The organism is Rathayibacter sp. SW19, assembly GCF_030866825.1.
In the GTDB taxonomy this organism is placed as follows: domain Bacteria; phylum Actinomycetota; class Actinomycetes; order Actinomycetales; family Microbacteriaceae; genus Rathayibacter_A; species Rathayibacter_A soli.
The window spans coordinates 3681914-3701349 of sequence record NZ_CP133020.1 but is presented as its reverse complement, the minus strand read 5'-3'; the positions used below and the strand labels follow the sequence as shown (position 1 = coordinate 3701349).

Sequence of the window (19436 nt, the reverse complement as noted above, 5' to 3'; positions counted from 1 at the left end):
CGCTTGGGATCGTAGGGCCGCGGTGGCCCGCCGCGTCGCGGAAAGCCGATCTCCACGGTCGTGGGCCCTTTGTCACCGAAAACGTTGACAACCAGCGTCGGCAGAGCGGAACGTACGGGGTATGAGCGGACCTTCAGACTAGATTCGCAGTGGCCTGCTCTAGTCGATCGAGGGTGTTGCCGCCGCGCCAGACGAAGAGGCTGAGCAGATGCTGGAAGCCACGTTGAATGACATAGGCGGCTTGCTGGAGCGCGACCTAGTGTCAGCCGACTGGGATTCGCTCGATGAGGAAACGGCAATGGATCAGCTGGCTGCTATCGACGCATTGCTCTGATCTCATCAGCCGCCGCACGCGTTTACGCACGGGCCAGCCCCTGGCGTCGGCGGCTTGCCGGGTGGGCGACGACAATTGCGGCCCAACTACGTTGGCTGATGAGCCTTCTCTTGACACCTCTCGAAGCGGTAGCCGCCGCCCTTGCTGCCGGCTCCTACTCGATCGGGGTTTCCTTTCCTTAGGACGTCTCCGTTGGACTCAGTTGCCCATAAAGACCGCCTCGACGTTGGCGCCCAAACGTCGACCGCCCGCCGATAGCGCGGCGACTGCGAATCGAGTCCAGTCGGGCGGTAGCGACGGATGGTCAATACGAGCCTCCTCATCCTGCGAGCGATGCGAACTGGCCGACCGCGATATCAGAACCGGACTGCCCGAGGATTGGCACGGACCCAAGGTCAGCGCCGACCGGGTGACGAACTGGGAAAAGGTGTCGGGCCGATCCTACTGGCACCGGACGCTTGGCGATTGGAGCCTGATCGGCTTGAACTCGCAATTGTTCGGGTCGGGCTTGGTGCTAGAGGACGAGCAGTGGGCCTCGCTGGAACGCGAGGCCAACGAACGAATCGGGGCACGCCCGGTCATCGTGTTCATGCACGAGGCCACACATCGGCGACCGGAGAGCGCGTCGTCGGACAACTGGATGTCGATTCCCAGGTTCGCTTCCGAACGCTTGGTCCGGATCCTCCGGCGGCTGAACCTGCAGCTCGTTGCCACCGGGCACACCCACCGCTACCTCGAATGAGAACTCGGTGGCATACGTCAAGTCACGGCACCGAGCTTGACAGCACCGATCCCGGAACGTGAAGACTCGGAGCAGGTAATCGGTGACCGCTCCGCAGGATGGCTGACCCTCGACCTCACCGAGTTCGGTGTGAAGATACATATACTCCACAGCGATGCGTTGGCCGATACCCGAGAAGGGTTTATCACATGACATCGATCCGCGTTCCCCTGATCGATCTGCATCGACATTTGGAAGGTTCAATTCGTCCCAGGCAGCTCGCAGCGTTCGCAATGGGTACCGGGCGGGGGGCATTGCGCCTTCACGACGCAGTGAGAACAGATGATGCCGTCGACGGACTGCTTTCCTAACTGCACCGGATCGATATCGCGGCGGCAATGCTGCGAACTAGCGATGACCGGACTCTCGCCGCGAACAATGCGGTTGAGGACGCATTCGACGACGGACTGGACTACCTCGAACTGCGCTACAGCCCCTGGTTCATTGCAAAGCAGACCGGACTCGACCCCAACGATGTGGTCGGTGCTGTGGATAAGGGTGCATCGTTGGCTTCCGTCCGCACGGGCTTGCCGATTGGGTTGATTCCGACAGTCGCGCGCGATTTCGGACCAGAGTCGGCGAACGACCAAGTCCGAACAATACTGGAAACACGCGATCTCTGGTGCGGAATCGACCTCGCCGGGAATGAGGTCGGGTTCCCGGCGCAACTATTCGCACCAGCGTTTCTACGCGCCCGCGAAGCGCGCCTCCACATAACCGTCCACGCGGGCGAGGCTGCCGGCCCAGAAAGCGTGGCCGCAGCTATTGACTATTTAGGAGCCGAACGTATCGGTCGCGGCGTTCGTTCCGCCGAAGATCCCCATCTCCTGAGGCGACTTATGGCTCGGGGGACCACGCTCGAGGTTTACCTTACGAGCAACACTCAAACGCAAGCCTCAAACAGCCTCGCAAACCACCAAACTCACGACCTACTCAAGGCAGGGGTGTCCGTCACACTAAACACTGATAATCCCACGACCAGCTCAACTCGTCTCGTCTCACCACAGAACATCGCGGAGCAGAATCCGAAGCACACATGAGCGAAGCGCAGATCGCAGGCCTTGCTCAAGTCTCGACCCAAGCCTCATTCACCAGCGCCGGTCGCGCTCTCGGGCATGCGCCATCGGACCCTTCACCGGCAGAATCCGCCAATCGAGGTCCCTGCTGAACGCCGCCCAAACGTGGAGGACCAGCATTGGAGGGCCACTACCGTAGCGACCGCGTGGCCTGGATAACTCGGCTAAGCAGATCGCTACAACGAGGAGCGACGGCGGACAGGAAGGCATGTACCGGCCACCATCCGACGTCTTCGCTCCCGTCGCTTACAAGAGGACATGCGTTTGCTGGCGCGGCCGCAACGAATTCGCCATCGGAGGGGTCCATGTCCGCCTGGGGTACACCCCAACTGGGCTTGTTAGGGGCTCTACTGCCGTAACAGTGGGTTGTTTCGAAGCGCCTTGTGCGATCCCTTATTCAACCCTCGGTACCTTCACAGGGTCGCGATGCAGCAGGGATGTCAGTGCTGCCACAAATAGGATGATCGCCGACACAGAAAGACCGACGCCCACGCCGGCGCCGCTGTCAGCGATCGCGCCCGTGAGTGCTGGGCCGACGCACTGACCCAGTGCGAAAGCGATCGTAAGTGCGCCGATGGCAGAGGTCCAGTGTATTGCGGGCAAGGTTTGGCGAGCGACGGCGGTCACCGCGGTCACCACGCTCAGAAATGAGCCACCAAACAGCACTGCGGAGCCGAACATGGCCAGTGGAGAATCGGATATGGCTGGGATGACCGCTCCGAGCGAGACGAAAACCAATACGGTGGCGCTTCCCCGCCCATGCTGCGATCTAGCCAGCAGCCGGCCCCAAGCGAACGTTGCTGCGACCGAAGTCGCCCCAAGCACAATCCAAAACGCAGCGATTTGGGTGGCGTTGGCACCTTGCTCATTCAAGAATGCGACGATGAATGTCATATAGGAGATATAGCCCGTGCCGTACAGGAAATAGGACACCAAGAGATATGAGATGGGCCGTAGCGGTAGCCGATTGTGTGTAGTTCCTTTTCTGGTCGGTTCCGACGCCTGCAATACTCCACGTACACTGACAGCCGTGCAGGCGGCCGCGACGACACCGAGTACTAGCCAGCCGAGGCGCCATCCGATTGCATGTGAAGATTCTGTCAGTACCCATGGGATGGCGATGCCCGATGCCACGATTCCGAACCCGCAGCCAGCGAAATAGATTGCCAACAACCAGGTGGCACGGCGACGATCGTGCCTGCGCCCCGCCTCGGCGGTGAGGCCTCCTCCTACGACGAAACACGCAGCGCCGGCGATGCCGACGATGAATCGCAACACCATGATCACACTGAGCAGATCGCTGAGCGCAGAGCCAAGTAGCCCAACAGTGGAAACTCCCGCGGCTACGACGAACACCGCTCGCGAGCCAAACTTGTGCGCTAGGGGTGCCGCGATGGCCGCCCCGATCAGATATCCGACACCATTGGCAGTTCCCACAGCGCCTGCGATGCCAAAAGTCCAGTGCAGTTCGCTGCGCATTGCAGGGAGTAGAAGCGCATACGCGAAGCGGGCCAACCCGATTCCAACGAAGGGACCCGCGGTGAGCGCGAGAACAATGCGCAAATCCGATCGACGTGAACTTGGCCCGTTGCAACCGGCCGACCTGTGATGAGCGCGTTCGCTACGCGACGACGTTGTCATACCGCGCCCGGGCGTTACTCGGCTGCTCTTGCGGCGGAATCCAACCAGGCCCCAGACCATGACTGCGCTACGATCATCCGATCAACCGCCGACGGTTCGAGCAACTCGTCTATGACACGCAGCGCAGCGCCGCGCACTCCGGCCAAATCGCCTAGCGACGCGCGCACAAGTTGCAGTTGCTCGCTCGATTCGGGCAGTGCCGTCTGATAAAGACTCTCCCGCATACCGGCAAAAAGCGACGTCTCCGCTTCGGTCAAGTATCCCCACGTGGCAATCACCGCTGGATTGAGTAAATTCACGACGGATGAAAGCGCCTCACCGATATGACGTCCTGCATTTCGGATTGCCAGCAGCGCTTCGGGCTGGCCCAAGTGTGCAAGCCCAATGACATCGGAGATGTGATGTACATCGAATCCGGCCGCGGCCAATTGCTTGACAAGGGCACGTCCGCTCGCGACCGCATCAAGACAGCCGATACCGCCACAGCTACACAAGGTTGTTGAACCACTCACCTTGATGTGGCCTAGCTCTCCTGCGAGCGAGTTCGCACCGCGGACAGGCAGTCCATTGACGACAATTGCGGCGTCGATTACCGTGCCGAGTTTGACGCATACGAATACCTCGACCTCTGGCCAGGACTTTCGTCGCTCGGCCAGTGCGAGCAAGTTGACGTCGAGATCGACGAAGACTGGTGAATCGTAATGATCCCACAATCTGCGTCTAAAGTAGTCGCGATCCCAGCCAGCCTCGTCGAGTCCCAGGCCACGGGCGTAGTTTTGTAGTTCAACGGTGCTGGGGATGCCCACGCCCACGCCTGCGACGTCGGCTGCGGTGCAACCGAGTTCGAAGATCATGTCGTCGAAGCTGCCTTCAAGACCAGCGAGCAGACTCACGGGGCCTCCCGACAGGTCGACATTGATAAGACGATCGCTTAGCAACTCGCCTGACAGATTCGACGTTGCAAGTCTGCATCCCGTGACGCCGATTTGCGCTCCCAGTACGATGGCGGATCCCGCGTTGAAATGCGTGACCGCAGCTGGCCTGCCGCGCGATCCACGCGCTGTTGCCAATTCGCTTTCGACTAGTCCGTGACCCATCAGGAATCCTAGACGTTGAATCACGGTCGAGCGTGAGACGCCCATGGCGGCGGCGAGCTCTGATATTGTGCCGGCGTCTCCATTTCGCACGAGCTGCAATAGATAACCCGATCCTTCGACTAACGCAGGTGAACGCGCTGTCCCCGGAGCCGGTCCAATCGCCATGCTGACCTCCTCACTTTTAGGGATAACCGTGTCGTGGAGTCCCATGCTCCAAAAGCTTATTACACAGGAAGTGCATAAATTGCCCTATTTACCGCGATTATCATCATATTTAGGTTGACAAACAACGTTAATACTTCGTACGCTCAGACTGCCCGGTCGACGCGAACGCCGACCGACGACGTCGGCAACGATTTGCATCTGCGCTGAACGCTCGTCCTCTCGATCAGCAAGGAGCAAAGGTGCCCATGAAGAAACATAATCGCGGTTATCGTTTTGTGGCGGTAGCGGCGGCAGTCCTGATGGCAGTCTCTGGCTGTACGATCTCGTCGAACTCGGCTGGGGGATCCGCTGGCAATAAGGCCGTTCTAACGTTTTGGTCGTATTACACGGGTACGCAAGCCACCTGGCTGAAAGATCAAGTGGCGAAGTTTGACAAGGCGAATCCTGGTGTCACAGTGAACATTGTCCAGACGGTCGGCAGCCAACAAGACCAGAAACTGCTGGCATCCGTCGCCACCGGCAAAACGCCGGACCTGTTCATCAACAATATTGTGGTCGACTATCCGACCCTGGTGGGCGGAGGCGTGATGAAAGATCTTACGCCGTACTGGAACAAGTATGCAGACAAGGGGCAGTTCCCTTCTGGAGCCGTCTGGAAGACCAACGGTAAGGTCTACAACTTGATGTCCTACACGAATCTGCTTGGCATGTTCTATAACAAGGACATCCTGAGTCAGTATGGCATCACGGATCCCCCGAAAACGCTCGACGAGCTGCAGTCGGATATGGCGAAGGTTGCCGCCGGCGGAACCTATAAGGGTATCGCACTGTCTGGGGCCCCGACTGTTGAGGGTGCATGGCTATTCGCTCCACAACTGCTCGGTGTCGGTGTGAACTATTGCAATTTCACAGGAAACAAGGTCACCACTGCGTTCACGCGGATCGCCGATTGGGCCAAAGCGGGATACACGCCGCAGGCGACCGCAACCTGGGATCAGAACGCGTCCTGGCAGCAGTTTATGACGGGCAAATACGCATTCGCGTTCAACGGTAACTGGCAGCTCGGGAATGTGAAGACCGCAGCCTTTAAGTATGGAACGGCTCAGTATCCGGCGACCGACGGCGGCAAGAGCCAGGTGTATCCCGGTGGAGAGGGATTCGCGATCGGTGCGAAGTCAAAGCACCCGGATCTCGCTTGGAAATTCTTGGAGCAGATGGTGCTGTCCAAGCAGGGCGGTGAGAGCGTATTCGCCGAGGCCGGCTCCATTCCCGTTCGCGCGGACGTCGCCGACATCCCGGCCATCAAGAACGACCAATACGTACAGCCGTTCGTCACAGCTGCTCACGACACCGGCCAGTGGCCGAACAACACAAACACGGCCAATATGCAGACCTCTCTCGGTAAGGCAGTCAGCGCGGTGATCTCTGGACAGCAGACCGCCGAACAGGGGGCGACAAGCGCCATCGACAGCATCAGTGCCGCCATCAAGACCGGTGGCGGAACTTGCAAATGACCGTCCTCGAAGACGAGCGGACCACCGAGGGGCGGCGTCCGGCCGGACGCCGCCCCTCGGTGCGCAGGTTCTTCGCACGGAATCCAGTTTTCTACATCCTGCCCTCCATCGTCCTGCTTCTGGCGTTCGCCGCATACCCACTGTTCGTCTTGGTGAGGATGTCCCTCAGCGATGTCGGCCCGACGAATATCGTCGGGATGTGGAACTTCGTCGGACTGAATAACTTCGTCAGCGCGCTTACAACCTCACCGCTGTGGCTATCCGTGTTGCGCACGATCGAGATCAGCATCGTGCTCCTCATCTCGAACCTCGTGCTCGGGTTCTTGGCCGCGTCGATCCTGTCGGTGAGCGGCCGGATCACAAACATCGTTCTTGGGATCATGGTCTTTGTGTGGGCGCTTCCACCGATCGTTAGCGGTAGTGTGTGGAAATTTCTTCTCGACGACTCCGGGGCGATTAACTCCATGCTTGGGCTTGTCGGCATTCGACCCGTGTCGTGGCTGAGCTCACCAGACCTCGCACTGTGGACGTGTGCAGGAGTGATCGCGTGGGCCGCGCTACCGTTCTCGGCACTGATCTTGCGCGGGGGCCTGCTAGCAATTCCTCAGGATGTGATCGAAGCGGCCGCGATCGATGGCGCAGGATATTGGCGCACCCGGTGGACGATCGTACTGCCGCTGCTCAGACCCACGATGTCGATTCTCGCGATACTCACGGTCCTGTACGCGTTCAAGAGCTTCGATTTCTTCTACGTCCTGACTCAGGGCGGGCCCGGAACAGCAACCAACACGCTACCTGTCTACTCGTACTACACCGCCTTCACAAACTTCGACATGAGCGCGGGGGCCACGATCGCCGTCGTCTCGATGCTCTTCGTCGCCATCTTCGCCGTTCCGTACGTGCGGAGCATCAGAAACGAGGCCACCGAATGATCAGATCATCAACGCGGAGACTCTTTTCCGCGTTAACGGTGGTGCTTGGCTTGGCGTATATCCTGCCATTGATTTGGATCGTCCTTACATCGCTGAAATCGAGTTCACAAGTGCTGCAGGACCCCAATGCGATCTTCTTCTCGCCGACGATCAGCACCTACGAAAACGTTATCGGATCAGGGCTTGGCGCAATCGTCACTTCGTTGGAGATCGGGGTCGGCGTCACTGCCGTAGTACTTCTCATCGGGGTCCCGGCAGCCTTTGCATTGGGACGACGCATTACAGCGTTCTGGGCCACGATAATTGCCGTCGTCTTGGCTGCTCTGCTGGTGTTGCAAATGGTCCCTCAGCCGATGACGGTCATCCCTCTATACAGTGTCCTTGCAGGCTGGGGCCTGCTGGGAACTCTACCCGGCCTGATCTTGGCAGACATTGCACTGCTGCTGCCGTTCGCGATAATGCTCCTTCGACCGTTCGTGCTGTCGATCCCCATCGCCCTTTACGAGGCAGCCGAGATTGACGGCGCGAGCAGGTTCCAGTCCTTCCGATCGATCACCATCCCGATGCTCTCCAACGGAATCTTCACCGTGATGACCGTGGTGTTCATCTCGGCATGGGGCGAGTTCGTGTATGCGATCAACTTTCTGCCCGAGGGAACCGTCCTTCCGGTGAGTGGATTACTCGCTCAGCAGAACACCACCTACGCAGCGAACTGGAATAACTTGATGGCGCTAGCCGTACTCACATCACTTCCGTTGTTGGTCGTGTTCGTCTTCACACAGAAACGGCTGATCAACGGACTCTCTTTAGGGGCCGTCAAGTGACCGGCACGGCGCGGGCCCCCCACCCACGGATCATCCTCGCGGGCGCACTGGACACGAAGGGTGAAGAATACGGGTTCGTGCGCGACCGGCTGAAGGCCGCCGGTATCCCGACGCTTCTACTCGACACCGGTGTCCTCGGCAGCCCGAGCATCCCCGTCGATATTGATCGACGTTCAGTTGCACAAGCCGCAGGCGCAGACCTTGACATTCTCATAACCCGCGGCGATCGCAACGAGGCTGTGATCAGCATGGCACAAGGAGCTGCGGCTATTACGCGCAGAATGTACGACGACGGCACAGTCGCGGCCGTGATCGTACTCGGCGGATCAAACGCTGGTTTTGTGATGAGTCAGATCGCTGCCGCCCTGCCGGTTGGGTGCCCGAAGATCCTGGTCTCGACGATCGTGGCCGGTGACACACGTCCGTATGTCGGCACGAGTGACCTGACGATGATCTATCCCGTTGTCGACATCGCGGGGCTCAACTCGATCAGCATTCCGGTGCTCGCCCAGGCGGCGGATGCCTGTGCAGGCATGGTCATGGGTGCCCCGCTTCCCGAGGCGGGTACCGCGCCAGCGATCGCATGCACGATGTTCGGCGTGACGACGACCTGCGTCACCGCCGTGCACGACGCGCTGATCGCCCAGGGCGATGAGGTACACGTCTTTCACGCGAACGGAACCGGCGGGCGAACGCTCGAGGCCATGACCCGCTCCGGCTTCTTCGCCGCCGTCGCTGACGTGACCACCACGGAGTTGGCGGACGAACTTCTCGGCGGAGTATGCTCCGCCGGGCCGGAGCGGCTCGAGGCCGCCGCGACCCACGGCGTGCCGCAAGTGGTGAGTGTCGGTGCGCTGGACATGGTCAACTTCGGTGCGCCGGACACAATCCCGCAACGGTTCACCGGGAGGTTGTTCCACGCGCACAACCCGGCCGTCACGCTCATGCGCACCAATGCCACCGAATGCGCCGAACTCGGTGCAATCCTGGCACGCAAACTGAACATGTCCACAGCTGCCGTCGAGATGCTCGTACCCTCGCGCGGCTTCTCACAAATCTCGGTAGAGGGCGCGCCTTTCCACGACCCGGAGGCAGATATCGCGCTCATCGAATCGCTCCGAGACAACCTCGATGCTCGCATACCGTTGCGCGTCATCGACGCAGCGATCAATGATCAGAGTTTTGCGGCCGCGATCACGAGCACACTGAACGCACTGCTGGCGAGCACGCCCAGCACAACGAAAGGAAACACAGAATGAACAGTCGATCAGAGATCGTCGACCGGCTGCGGACGAAGGTTGCAGCCGGCCGGCCGATCATCGGCGGCGGCGCTGGCACCGGGCTGTCAGCCAAGTGTTCGGAGGCGGCTGGACTCGACTTCATCGTCGTATACAACTCCGGTCGCTACCGCATGGCAGGCCGCAGCTCGATGGCCGGGCTGATGCCATACGGCGACGCGAACCAGATCGTAATGGACATGGGGGCGGAGATCCTGCCCGTTGTCGATAGGATCCCCGTGATTGCGGGCGTGTGCGGCACGGACCCGTTCAGGCTTATGCCACGATTCCTGCGCCAGGTAAAGGATGCCGGCTTCTCGGGTGTGCAGAACTATCCGACGATCTGCCTGTTCGACGGCATCATCCGCGCGAACCTCGAGGAGACCGGGCTCGGCTTCTACAAGGAGGCCGAAATGATAGCGGAGGCGCACGCACTCGACCTGTTCACGGCCAGCTATGTCGCGAATCCGGATGAAGCGGTCGCGATGGCTGAGGCAGGTTCGGATGTGATCGTACCGCACATGGGGCTGACGACATCTGGGATGATCGGCGCGCAGACGGCGCTCACCATCCAGCAGTCAAAGGTGAAGGTGGCCGAGCTGATGCACGCGGCGCGAGAGGTCAACCCGGACGTGCTCATCGTGTGCCACGGCGGGCCGATCTACTCACCGGAAGAGGCAGCAGAGGTCATCCGCGACGTGCCTGGCGTCGATGGATTCCTCGGCGCATCCAGCATGGAGCGATTGCCGACCGAGGTTGCGATGGTCGAGCACATGACCCGGTACACGCAGATCGCGCTTCCGGCTCGCGATACGCAGGGAGTATGACGGACATGCATCGGATGACCATTCTTTACGGCATGCCGGACAACCCGGAGGCGTTCCGCCGGTACTACTACGACACACACATCCCGATCGCACGGCAGATGAAGGGGCTGACCGGGTGGAATCTGTCGTGGGTGGATGATCCGTCGTCGCGATACCTCCTCATTGCCGAACTGTACACAGCATCCGCAACGGCAATGGACGAGATTCTCGCCTCGCCGGAGGGTGTGGCCGCAAGCGCTAATCTCGACAATTTCGTGACCGGCGGGGTCGAGTTCCTCCGCGGTGAGGAAGAACAGGTAGAACTCATATGAGCGGGCACCTTACAGTCGCCATCGTCGGGCTCGGGTTCGGGCAGGACTTCGTTCCGATCTACTTGAGCCATCCGGATATCGGCGGAGTCGTGCTTGTGGAGCCGGATGCCGCTCGGCGGCGTCTCGTCGCCGCACGGTTTGGGCTCACGGACGGCTATGCGTCACTCGATGAAGCACTTGCGGACCCATCGATCGACGCGGTTCACATTCTGGCGCCGGTGTTCCTGCACGCTGAGATGGTCGTCGCGGCGCTCAATGCGGGCAAACACGTGGCGTGCGCGGTGCCGATGGCGACGACGCTTGCTGACCTGGACCGCATCATCGCGGCGCAGGAGCGCAGCGGCAAGAATTACATGATGATGGAGACCACCGTCTTCGCACGTGAGTACTTGGTCGTCGAAGAGATGAATCGAGCCGGGGAGTTCGGTGACCTGACTCTGTACCGCGGTTTCCACATTCAGAATCTCGACGGGTTTCCCGTGTACTGGCAGGGATTCCCACCGATGCACTACATCACCCACGCGTTGTCGCCGCTCCTTTCCCTCCTCGCGACGACCGTCGAAAGCGTGCGCTGCCAAGGTGCCGGGCAGTTGACCGCCGACCGCGCGACGGGCGGGTTCGATAATCCATTCCCAACGGAAGTCGGATTGTTTTCGCTGCGCGACAGCAAAGTAGTCGCGGATGTGACGATGTCCTTCTTCCAGACTGCACGCAGCTACATCGAGGGGTTCGCGTTATACGGCTCAAAGCGTGGAGTGGAGTGGCCACCGGACAACGAGGGCGATATGACGGTTTTCGACATGTTCCCACCAGCGGACGGTGCGCGGGGCAATCGGGTGCAGACGCGCTCGCTCACCCCTCGCGACTTTCCGGAGCGACTTCCCAAATCGCTGGCGCAGTTTACCCGCGAGTCACACGTACAGCTACCCGGCATGGCCGAATCCGCCCGGGTCGCTTCACATCACGGGGGATCGCATCCATTCCTGGTACACGACTTCGTCACGAGCATCATCGACGGCCGGGCGCCATGCGTGGATGCCAGGCGGGCGGCAAACTGGACGGCGCCAGGTATCTGCGCCCACCAGTCGGCCCTGCTCGGTGGCGCGGAGATTGCGGTGCCCTTGCACTAACCATGCCGCACGCATAACGAGCAAGCAACCCGGGCACTCCCGTCATATCCCCGCTACTTGCTGCAACGTGGGATTCATCGAAATGCCTGTGTCTCCAGGTCTTGGCGGCGCTTGACTTGCTCGAAGGTTCTTGGCACGGAGCAGTTTTCGAATGCGCTGCTGTCGGTTCGGGAATTATCAACAAATGGATTAAGCCAATTGAGGGGTATAGACGGAGGAGAGTCTAGAAGTCATGCCAATTTCAGCGTCTCATCAGGACGGCACGTATCCTCGCCCGCAATTGGTGCGCGACCAGTATCTCGGGTTGGACGGTGACGCGTGTTTTGCTTATGACGATGCTGACCGGGGTCGGGATGAGCATTGGGAGTCTGATCCGCAGGTTTTCGACCGGGTGATCCGGCTACCGTTCCCGCCGGAGTCGCCGGCATCCGGTGTTGGTGACACGGGTTTCCATCCGATCCTTTGGTACCGGATCCCGGTGACGGAGTCCGATTTGGTCGCGGCAGGTCTCGGGGCTCAAGGTGAGCGTATTCTTTTGCACTTCGGCGCTGTCGACTACAGTGCGGATGTGTGGGTGGACGGGCAGCATGTTGCCCACCACGAGGGCGGGCAGACATCGTTTTCGGTCGACATCACGACCGCGTTGTGGCCGGCAACCGTTGAGCATGTGATCGTTGTGAGGGCCGTGGATGATCCGGCGGATGTGACTATGCCGCGGGGCAAACAGGACTGGTTGCTGGAACCACACGCGATCTGGTATCACCGGACGAGCGGTATTTGGCGCACGGTGTGGCTTGAAGCGGTTCCGCGTCTTCGAGTCGATGCGCTCCGGTTCGATTCTGATCTTCCGCGGGCGAGCGTGCGCGCGGAGATCGAGTTGAGCCGACGGCCGGTGGACACGGTCACTGTGCGTATCGAGTTCAGTTTCAATGGGGATCCGATCGGCGCTGTTGCAATTGACACCCGCGTGCAGACCCTGGCTGTTGAGGTGCCTCTACTGGGCCAGAGCAATGGGCAACACTGTGAGCAGCTGTTATGGTCGCCAGAGACTCCACGGTTGATCGATGCCGCGGTGACCGTCGTGGATGCCGCCGGTGTGCAGTTGGACACCGTTTCGTCGTATCTGGGATTGCGTTCCACCGCTGTCGGACAGGGCGTTTTTCTCCTGAATCATCGACCATATTTCGTGCGCGCGGTTCTTGAGCAAGGTTACTGGCCGCAGTCTCATCTGGCCGCGCCGAGCGTGGATGCTCTGCGGGAAGAGGCCGAGCTGATCAAGTCGCTCGGGTTCAACGCGGCGCGTATCCATCAGAAGGTCGAGGACCCAAGATTCCTGTACTGGGCGGATCGTCTGGGGTTGATGATTTGGGGTGAAACCGCGGGCGCGTACGAGTTCAGTACTCAAGCGGTTGGGCGCCTCACCTTGGAATGGGCACAGATCGTGCAGATCAACCGGTCTCATCCATCGATCGTCACCTGGGTTCCGTTCAACGAATCGTGGGGTATTCAACATGCCGCCGATGACCGGGCGCAACGTGCGTTCATGCTCGGACTGGTTAACCTGACCCGGGCGTTGGACCCGACTCGCCCAGTTATCTCGAACGACGGTTGGGAGCACACGGACAGCGATGTGTGGTCAATTCATGACTATGAAGGATCACCGGACGTGTTACGTGAACGATACGGTTCTCCGACTTCGATTACGACGATACTCGACGGCATCGGACCCAGCGGCAGGCGCACCAGCATTAACGAGGGCGGACGTATTGATCGTGGACAACCTGTGATGCTCACCGAGTTCGGCGGCGTCAGCTTCGCGCCCGGCACCGCACTCACCGACAGTTGGGGATACTCCACGGCCCGCGACAGTGACGACTTCCAGAACCGGCTCAGTGGAATCCTGGATGCCGTGCACGCCTCACCCGTGCTTGCCGGGTTCTGCTATACGCAACTCACCGACACGCGACAAGAAACAAACGGACTAGCCGACGAGAACCGAAAACCCAAGCTGCCGGCCGAAGTCATCGCCCAGATCATCGGCGGCGCCTGTTGAGATTCCTCAGCGCACCCGGTCGCGTCGAAGGTGACTTGTTCGAGGCCTTCTGGGTTCAGGCCCGATCAGCGTTTCCTTGGTGGCGGCTGGTGGCTTCGACGTTTTGGTGGGCGCGGCTGGGGGTTTTGGGTGGCGAGTTTGCGGCCGCTGACATCCACGAGGGCCCAATCATTAGCGGCGATCACCAATGGGTATGATCGCAAGCCTTCTGCCACTTCCTGAAGGGGTATTAGTACGACGATCGGCTATATGTGGTCGCGCACGTCTGCACGGTAGGAGACTGATCAGCTGGGGCTTCAAAGTGGAATCGATTGCATGATGGGTAGGTTGCCGTGTACAGCAATGGTGAAAATGCTGCTCGTGGAGACGTGTTCGTGTCTGCGTCAGCCTATGCAGGAATCAGCCAAATTCGGGATATCAGGACATTCTCGATCTCACCCGAGAACTTCGACGGCGCGCCGGGCGGCGGCGCCCGTGCCACGCGGGGCACGGGCGCCCAGAGTGCTCGAGATCTGGGTCCCGGGTGGAAGATCTCGCCCAGCGTAGACGTGGGTGCCGGCGAAACGTTTGAGGTCGCAAATATCTTAGGGGGTGGGACGGTCACGCATTTTTGGATTACTACGCACACCGACAATTGGCGAACGCTCATGTTACGCGCGTACTGGGACGGCGCGGCCGAACCCGCTATCGAGGTTCCTTTCGGGGACTTCTTTTGCAACGGCTGGGGCGAGTTCGCCCAGGTGACCTCGCAGATGATTGCCGCGAATCCGCACGGCGGTTTCAACTCATACTGGCCGATGCCGTTCCAGACCGGGGCACGGCTAACGATAGAGAATGCCTCCGAAGTCGATGCCCGTATCTACTACCAGATCAGCTACGAGCAAGGCGGCGATTATGCCGGACAGGGCTACCTGCACGCGCAATGGCGGCGCAGCAACCCACTGGACTACCTCACGCCGCACACCATCGTGGAGGGCATCGAAGGTCACGGCCAGTATGTCGGAACGTACATCGCCTGGGGTACCAACAGTAACGGGTGGTGGGGTGAAGGTGAGATCAAGTTCTACCTGGACGATGACAAGGAGTATCCGACGATCTGCGGTACGGGTACCGAGGACTATTTCGGCGGGGCCTGGAATTTCGATGTTCCCGGGCGGGGATACACAGAATTCTCGACACCGTATCTGGGCATGCCGCAAGTGATCAGGCCCGACGGGCTCTACGCCAGCCAGCAGCGATTCGGGATGTACCGTTGGCACGTCGTTGACCCCATCCGCTTCGCCAAGCGGCTGCGGGTCGACATCCAGGCGCTGGGATGGCGCAGCGGATGGCGTTACCTGCCACTGCGGGACGACATCGCCTCCACCGCCTTGTTCTACCTGGATCGGCCGACGACGCTTCGACCGGAAGTTCCAACAGCCGACGAGTTGGAGGTGCACCTTGGACATGAGGCGCTGCCTGACCTCGGCGCAACGCCTCCCCGCCGTCACCGGTGACGATCACCACGTCACCGCGCCGGCCAGACCCGCCGATCCTATCGTCAACATAGAGGGTGCCGAATCGTCATCCAAGGTGGCGTACAACACCACTTGCCATCCCCATTGCGCTCCGTGTTGTTGAGTGTGCTCCTCCGAAGGATGGGAACCGGTGGTGTCCGCTACGCTCCTCCCGTCTCCACCGTTCATTTGACAGCCTCGATACAGGTGGCGTCGTCGAAGGGAGGGGAGGCGTGTGAAGCGAGGGATCAAGACTGTGGCTAACCGGACGCCGCCGCTGGCGCCGGACCACATGCCGTTCGGAACGGTGCTCACGAGGGTGACTGTTCACAACACGTCCGCCAGCACCCCGCTGGCGTTCAATCAGCGACCGACTGGAGGGCTCACAGCACCACCGTTGCACGAACGTGCCGTCGTCTTTCGGGACGAAATGGCAACTTGGAGTCCGCGCAACACCTTACGCGGTGCCACAGAACGGGTCGATCACCGGCGCAGGTCTCAGTGTGCCGTACAACTCGACGAGCGCGTGTCAACCGAGGCGTCTCCAATCCCGCTGACGGCCGCCCAGACATTACAGAACGGTCACGACGCGATTATGTGGCGACTCACAGGTTGACATGAGAGATGCGCGCCCCATACAGTGGCAATGTCACCGGTGACATGGATTGCACTAAACATCAACCAGTAGCCGTCGGTGGCCAACGCAGTTGTCGAACTGCGCGGATTTTACGCGAAACGAGCAAGGGAGCTTGGACAATGGAACGTAGGCGATATGGCCGGTTGGTTGGCCTGACCGCGCTCGCTGTATCCTTGGCAATGGTTGGCGCGGGATGTAGCGCTGGGAGTGGAGGGAACAGCGCATCCAGTTCCAGTTCTAAGGCAGACAGTGGACCCGTGAACCTCGCATTCTCCGCCTGGGAATTTGAAGAGCCTGGAAAGGGTGATGCCATATGGAATGCCCTGAAGGACTATCACGGTCCCCAAAACAACATCACGGTCCAACGTGTCGGCATTCCCTATGCAAATTATGCTGACAAGATCGCAACTGAGGTCGGCGCTAAAGGTGGACCTGACGTCTTCGTCCTCCAAGACAGCCAGTTCTCGACGTTCGCGGACGCAGGCTTGTTGGTCCCACTCGACGACATCGCCAAGGAGTACAAGGGTACCCTCAACCACACGAACGATTTCGGAAAGATCAAAGGCAAGTATTACGGCCTCGCGTGGGAGCAGTCCGACTATGCGCTGATGTACAACAAGGATCTCATGGCGAAGGCTGGAATCTCAATTCCCACCACGTATCCGGAACTGGTTGCGGCGGCCAAAGAAGTGCACGAAAAGCTAGGAATCTGGGGTTACGCGAACCGCTCCAACATCAACGAACTCGATGGCTGGACTCTTGAGATCAACAACTGGATTTCAGGCTTCGGTGGTGCGCTGAGCCAGAATGGCAAACTCACAATCAACTCTCCAAAAAACATCGCGGCGATCAAAGCGTATGTTGACCTGTTCCGCTCTGGTGCGGTGCCGGTAGGGGACAGTTCGTCTACTTTGCGTCAGGCGTTCGCGCTAAATCAAGTCGGATTCGTGATTGAAAACGCTGGCGTCGCCTCGACCCTTACCCAAGATCCGAAGAATTTGATCAATGGGATGAATCTGGGAGTAGCGCCGTTGCCCTTCCCGCATCCGGGCGGTCATACCGCGATCATTCTGGCGGTCAACAAGTACAGCAGTCATGTCAGCGAAGCTAAGGACTTCGTCCGATATGTATTGAGCGAAAAAGCTCAAAAGGGGCTTCGAACTGCACTGACTGACACTACGTTGGCGACGGATGTGCCACTCGAGCCAGCCTTCGTGAAGGCAAACCCGTTCGCGACGGAGTTCATGGAACTTGGGAAGCATTCGACGGACAGCGTCGTCGCGGGGTACGCAAAGAACAGTCGTGCCATCTACAACGTGTTCCTGACGGCAGTTCAAGGCCTGGTGACAAACGGCGGAGACGTCAAGGCTGCCCTCACCGGGGTGCAGAACCAAGTTGTAAATCAGTTTGGCTGACCCAAGCACAGCTGTCTGAATAGTCTGCACTTGCGTGGTTCGATGGCGCTGGGATAGCCAGCGCCATCGGGCGCGTGCGTGCTGAAGCACTGTGGCACCTGCCACGAGATGAATGTGAGATTCTCTTGAACGATGTCCGCTCCGCCTCGCGCCTTGCAGGTACAGAAATGCCCGCCGTGACGCCGTCGCGCGGTTCATCCGGGAGATGGCTCCGCGCGGCAGCCCCGTATGTCTTTATCGGGCCTTCGGTCGTGTACTTGATCATTTTTACGCTAATCCCGCTGATGGATGGCCTACGGCTGAGTTTTACGGAGACGGATCTCGTCAATCCCTCGGGTGGCGAGGGAATCGGTTTACGCAACTATGAAAATCTTCTGAGGAGCGATCAGTTTTGGAGTTCCGTAGGCATTACGCTCATATACACCGTAGTGACAGTTGTTTTCGCGGTGGGCCTCGGAACTGCGGCGGCGATCCTACTCGATTCGAAATTCAAAGGAATCACGGTTGTTAGGGGAATCGTCGCAATTCCTTATGCTGTTCCCACGGTCGCGACAGCCTTGATCTTCTCTTGGATGTATTACAACGAGGGGGGAATCCTCAACCGCATCAGCGGTGCGCTAGGACTGGGCCGCCACGGCTGGGTTATTGACCCAAGCATCGCGCTGGTATCTGTTCTCATCGCGACCGTCTGGGTCGTGTTTCCCATCGTGATGCTCGTGGTATTGGCTGCGTTGCAGAGCGTCCCGCTGGAGCTTCGTGAGGCGACATGGCTCGATGGCGCGAATCGATTTCAGTCGTTTAGGGCGGTGACGCTTCCACACATTCTGCCGGTCATCCAAATCATGTCGTTGTTGATGACGATTTGGTCCATCCGTCGATTTGAGATCATATTCCTCTTGACCGGTGGTGGACCGTTGGATAGCACGAACACGCTGGTGGTAAACATTTACCGGACAGCGTTTCAAAATCAGCAGCTGGGTAGAGCGGCAGCAATCGGCGGGCTTGGGTTATTGCTGTCCCTAATCGTCACGGGAGCATACTTTCTAGTTCAATGGTGGCAGATGCGGAAGGATCGGTAGCAGGATGAACGCAATTGCGCGTGCAGTTCGCATACTACTGTTAGTGCTGCTCGTTGGGTTCGCGGGGTTTCCGATTTATTGGATGCTAAATACCGCACTAAGTTCCACCAACGAGCTGTATAAGAGTGGGCAGTCCCTTTGGCTTCACTTAGAGCGCATCGGAGACATTCCTGCGGCATTCGCTAAAGTGCCGGTGGGTGTGTGGCTTGGGAATTCGTTCTGGATTGCCGCCGGCACAACCGTCCTGAGCCTCGCGTTGGGGGTGCTCGCCGGTTATGCACTAAGTCGGTTCAAGTTTTATGGCAAGGGAATCGTCGGATTCCTGCTCTTTTCGACGCAGATGCTGCCCGAGGCATTGCTGGTGGTGCCCCTGTATGCGATCTTCACGACGCTCGGTCTACTGAATAACCTCGGCGGATTGGTGCTTGCGAATACGGCATTTGTGATGCCCGTTGCGGCTTTCATCCTCAAAGCTGCCATCGATGATGTTCCGATTGAGATTGAAGAATCTGCCCGGATTGACGGTTGCCCGCGGATGGGCATCTTGAGCCTTGTCGTCCTGCCTCTCGTCAAGCCTAGTATCGCTGCTGCCGCGGTGATCAGCTTCTTCGCGGGGTGGAATGAGTTCTTATTCGCCAATACATTCATATCGAATGCGAGTCTGTGGCCGGCGTCTATCGGATTGGCTTCGTTCCAAGGGCAGTTCATCACCCCGATAGAACTTGTGATGGCAGCGGCGTTGGTGTTCGCGTTGCCGGCGGTCGTGTTTTTCTTACTTGCCCAACGGAGCATCGTGTCTGGGATGGCCGCAGGGGCGGTCAAGGGCTAGTGGATTGGCGGAGTTTTG

17 protein-coding genes are annotated in these 19436 nt (G+C 59.4%); 15 read left to right on the top strand and 2 right to left on the bottom strand.

The features are described from left to right. Window positions 1-208 precede the first annotated feature (208 nt). The 3 genes from QU604_RS17290 to QU604_RS22255 all read left to right on the top strand — a co-directional run bounded on the left by QU604_RS17290 (window position 209) and on the right by QU604_RS22255 (window position 2155). Window positions 209-334, top strand: coding sequence for a hypothetical protein (locus QU604_RS17290; RefSeq protein ID WP_308465852.1), 126 nt, complete (start codon window positions 209-211; stop codon window positions 332-334). Between the two features lie 409 nt (window positions 335-743). Continuing rightward, window positions 744-1076 (top strand): metallophosphoesterase family protein, encoded by a 333-nt coding sequence (locus QU604_RS17285; RefSeq protein WP_308465851.1) that lies wholly within the window; start codon window positions 744-746, stop codon window positions 1074-1076. Window positions 1077-1426: 350 nt separating this feature from the next. Beyond that, on the top strand, window positions 1427-2155 hold the full coding sequence (locus tag QU604_RS22255) for an adenosine deaminase family protein (RefSeq protein ID WP_409350039.1): 729 nt from the start codon (window positions 1427-1429) through the stop codon (window positions 2153-2155). Between the two features lie 429 nt (window positions 2156-2584). Here QU604_RS22255 and QU604_RS17280 read toward each other — a convergent pair whose 3' ends face one another. Beyond that, window positions 2585-3832, bottom strand: coding sequence for a YbfB/YjiJ family MFS transporter (locus tag QU604_RS17280; protein WP_308465850.1), 1248 nt, complete (start codon window positions 3830-3832; stop codon window positions 2585-2587). A gap of 14 nt (window positions 3833-3846) precedes the next feature. Then, window positions 3847-5139 (bottom strand): ROK family transcriptional regulator, encoded by a 1293-nt coding sequence (locus QU604_RS17275; RefSeq protein WP_308465849.1) that lies wholly within the window; start codon window positions 5137-5139, stop codon window positions 3847-3849. Window positions 5140-5339: 200 nt separating this feature from the next. Between QU604_RS17275 and QU604_RS17270 the strand changes: the two genes are divergently transcribed. From QU604_RS17270 to QU604_RS17215, 12 genes are all read left to right on the top strand, one after another. Continuing rightward, entirely contained in the window at window positions 5340-6608 is a 1269-nt protein-coding gene (locus QU604_RS17270) for a sugar ABC transporter substrate-binding protein (protein ID WP_308465848.1), read from the top strand. Then, window positions 6605-7540 (top strand): carbohydrate ABC transporter permease, encoded by a 936-nt coding sequence (locus QU604_RS17265; RefSeq protein ID WP_308465847.1) that lies wholly within the window; start codon window positions 6605-6607, stop codon window positions 7538-7540. Before QU604_RS17270 ends, QU604_RS17265 begins: the two co-directional genes overlap by 4 nt. Before the next feature lie 110 nt (window positions 7541-7650). After that, window positions 7651-8364 (top strand): carbohydrate ABC transporter permease, encoded by a 714-nt coding sequence (locus tag QU604_RS17260; protein WP_308465846.1) that lies wholly within the window; start codon window positions 7651-7653, stop codon window positions 8362-8364. Next, entirely contained in the window at window positions 8361-9623 is a 1263-nt protein-coding gene (locus tag QU604_RS17255) for a Tm-1-like ATP-binding domain-containing protein (protein ID WP_308465845.1), read from the top strand. Before QU604_RS17260 ends, QU604_RS17255 begins: the two co-directional genes overlap by 4 nt. Continuing rightward, a complete protein-coding gene (locus tag QU604_RS17250; protein ID WP_308465844.1) occupies window positions 9620-10468 on the top strand; it encodes a phosphoenolpyruvate hydrolase family protein in 849 nt (282 codons plus the stop codon). Before QU604_RS17255 ends, QU604_RS17250 begins: the two co-directional genes overlap by 4 nt. Further along, window positions 10465-10779, top strand: a complete 315-nt coding sequence (locus tag QU604_RS17245; protein WP_308465843.1) for an EthD family reductase — start codon at window positions 10465-10467, stop codon at window positions 10777-10779. Before QU604_RS17250 ends, QU604_RS17245 begins: the two co-directional genes overlap by 4 nt. Next, entirely contained in the window at window positions 10776-11909 is a 1134-nt protein-coding gene (locus QU604_RS17240) for a Gfo/Idh/MocA family protein (RefSeq protein ID WP_308465842.1), read from the top strand. The genes QU604_RS17245 and QU604_RS17240 overlap by 4 nt, the downstream gene beginning before the upstream one ends. Before the next feature lie 232 nt (window positions 11910-12141). Then, window positions 12142-13962: a glycoside hydrolase family 2 protein gene (locus QU604_RS17235; protein ID WP_308465841.1), complete on the top strand. Its 1821-nt coding sequence runs from the start codon at window positions 12142-12144 to the stop codon at window positions 13960-13962. A 647-nt stretch (window positions 13963-14609) separates the two neighbouring features. Further along, entirely contained in the window at window positions 14610-15458 is an 849-nt protein-coding gene (locus QU604_RS17230) for a glycoside hydrolase family 172 protein (protein ID WP_308465840.1), read from the top strand. 894 nt (window positions 15459-16352) lie between these two features. Beyond that, window positions 16353-17510: an ABC transporter substrate-binding protein gene (locus QU604_RS17225; protein ID WP_308465839.1), complete on the top strand. Its 1158-nt coding sequence runs from the start codon at window positions 16353-16355 to the stop codon at window positions 17508-17510. Window positions 17511-17635: 125 nt separating this feature from the next. Further along, a complete protein-coding gene (locus QU604_RS17220) occupies window positions 17636-18589 on the top strand; it encodes a carbohydrate ABC transporter permease (protein ID WP_308465838.1) in 954 nt (317 codons plus the stop codon). 4 nt (window positions 18590-18593) lie between these two features. Beyond that, complete coding sequence (locus tag QU604_RS17215; RefSeq protein ID WP_308465837.1) at window positions 18594-19418, top strand: carbohydrate ABC transporter permease; 825 nt, start codon at window positions 18594-18596, stop codon at window positions 19416-19418. The last annotated feature ends 18 nt before the right edge of the window (window positions 19419-19436 follow it).

Bases quoted from the DNA above. Each gene is read 5' to 3' on its own strand.
- QU604_RS17240 (WP_308465842.1), top strand. From the start codon at position 10,776: ATGAGCGGGCACCTTACAGTCGCCATCGTCGGGCTCGGGTTCGGGCAG.
- QU604_RS17235 (WP_308465841.1), top strand. From the start codon at position 12,142: ATGCCAATTTCAGCGTCTCATCAGGACGGCACGTATCCTCGCCCGCAA.
- QU604_RS17290 (WP_308465852.1), top strand. From the start codon at position 209: ATGCTGGAAGCCACGTTGAATGACATAGGCGGCTTGCTGGAGCGCGAC.
- QU604_RS17230 (WP_308465840.1), top strand. From the start codon at position 14,610: ATGTTACGCGCGTACTGGGACGGCGCGGCCGAACCCGCTATCGAGGTT.
- QU604_RS17215 (WP_308465837.1), top strand. From the start codon at position 18,594: ATGAACGCAATTGCGCGTGCAGTTCGCATACTACTGTTAGTGCTGCTC.
- QU604_RS17265 (WP_308465847.1), top strand. From the start codon at position 6,605: ATGACCGTCCTCGAAGACGAGCGGACCACCGAGGGGCGGCGTCCGGCC.
- QU604_RS17280 (WP_308465850.1), bottom strand. From the start codon at position 3,832: ATGACAACGTCGTCGCGTAGCGAACGCGCTCATCACAGGTCGGCCGGT.
- QU604_RS17245 (WP_308465843.1), top strand. From the start codon at position 10,465: ATGACGGACATGCATCGGATGACCATTCTTTACGGCATGCCGGACAAC.
- QU604_RS17270 (WP_308465848.1), top strand. From the start codon at position 5,340: ATGAAGAAACATAATCGCGGTTATCGTTTTGTGGCGGTAGCGGCGGCA.
- QU604_RS17250 (WP_308465844.1), top strand. From the start codon at position 9,620: ATGAACAGTCGATCAGAGATCGTCGACCGGCTGCGGACGAAGGTTGCA.
- QU604_RS17275 (WP_308465849.1), bottom strand. From the start codon at position 5,139: ATGGGACTCCACGACACGGTTATCCCTAAAAGTGAGGAGGTCAGCATG.